2 protein-coding genes are annotated in these 1,230 nt (G+C 62.1%); both read right to left on the bottom strand.

Annotated elements, in window-relative coordinates:
* Nucleotides 1-274 (bottom strand): hypothetical protein (locus tag NKH23_RS34430; RefSeq protein WP_353036797.1); only part of this gene is annotated, 274 nt, incomplete at its 3' end.
* A 561-nt stretch (nucleotides 275-835) separates the two neighbouring features.
* On the bottom strand, nucleotides 836-1,230 hold a 395-nt coding region (locus NKH23_RS34425; protein WP_353036795.1), incomplete at its 5' end, for a GntR family transcriptional regulator.

Raw genomic sequence — 1,230 nt, 5'->3', positions numbered from 1 at the left:
GCCCCGCTGGCGAAGGAGAAAATGATCGCTGCCTGATCCCATCGGACAGGCAAAACGGACCACTCTCAGACGCCAACTGTCCGATCAAGTACAAACTTCTACAGATGATGTAATCGCTGTGCCCGGCACGTAGCGTCGCCAGGAACGGCTCGACCCGGCCTTGAAGACCGCGCACTTCGCCGATCAGCGCAGCAACCAGTACGGCGCTCTTCGGTGACGATCGCTCGGCTCGAGCCACGCCGCTTCGGACCCGTTGCCGCAGGTACTGCTCCATCCCGCTCGGCTTCAGCGTCGGTAGCGGCGGTAGACCCTTCAGACGCCGGATCTCATCCTTCAGAGCCGCATTCTCAGCGCGAAGCCCTCCGCCCGCAACTGCAGGATCATGTCGAGCAGGTCCGCAGGGGTGAGCGTTCGAGAATCTGATGGCTCCGCCATGGCACGATGGAATCACGCCGCCCGCCAAACCGCCACCCACCCCAACCCGATACACCCGAGTCATAACGCCGCGTCCGCCACCGGTTTTGCCCCGGTTACACAGCGTTCGCCATCCGTTCACCTCCAACTGTTCAAGTTGGGCCTCACCGCCGAGCAGTCGACGCCTTCGGCGCGCCAGAGTTGCAGTGCCTCGTCACCGAATCTGTCAGCGCCAACGCCCGCCAGCAGTTTGCCATCTGGCGCCGAGTCGCGCAGCTCCGATAGCCTGATTAGAACCCTTTCCGCCATTTCCTAAGGCAAACCCCGACCCCAGCAGGGTTTCGCCCGGCGCTGGCACGTCGCTCACAATCCAAAACGCAACGCCGTGAGAGCCGACCACATAAGACTTCACAGGTAGCCATCATCTACTCCGCCCGATTAACTGTCGAGGTTGAGCGATCGAGGCGCTCTTGCGCTCGATCCAGCCGGTGTGAATGTAGCGATCGGCCCGGTAGGATGAGGACGAAAAGTAGATAGCCCGATCGGCCGTGTCGAAGGCGGTGCGGTCGATTTGCAGCACTGCAGTGCCGCTCGACACGTCGAGCGCTTTTGCCAGTCTGGCACGCGCAGTGCCGGCCCGTATCTCCTGCCTGACTCGCGCAAGCCGCACACTAAGACGCTGCTCAAGAATCTCGGTGAGAGAGGTGTCGGCCAGGTCGAGTTTTTCCATGTGGCGGCCGATTGCTGCGACGAACGAAACCGTCTCAACCGCGACGACCTCGTCGTCGATCGTGCGCAGGCGCTCGATGGTCAGCA

This window comes from Mesorhizobium sp. M1328 (genome assembly GCF_040318075.1).
Taxonomy (GTDB): Bacteria; Pseudomonadota; Alphaproteobacteria; order Rhizobiales; family Rhizobiaceae; genus Mesorhizobium.
This window is presented reverse-complemented; position numbering and strand designations above follow the sequence as displayed.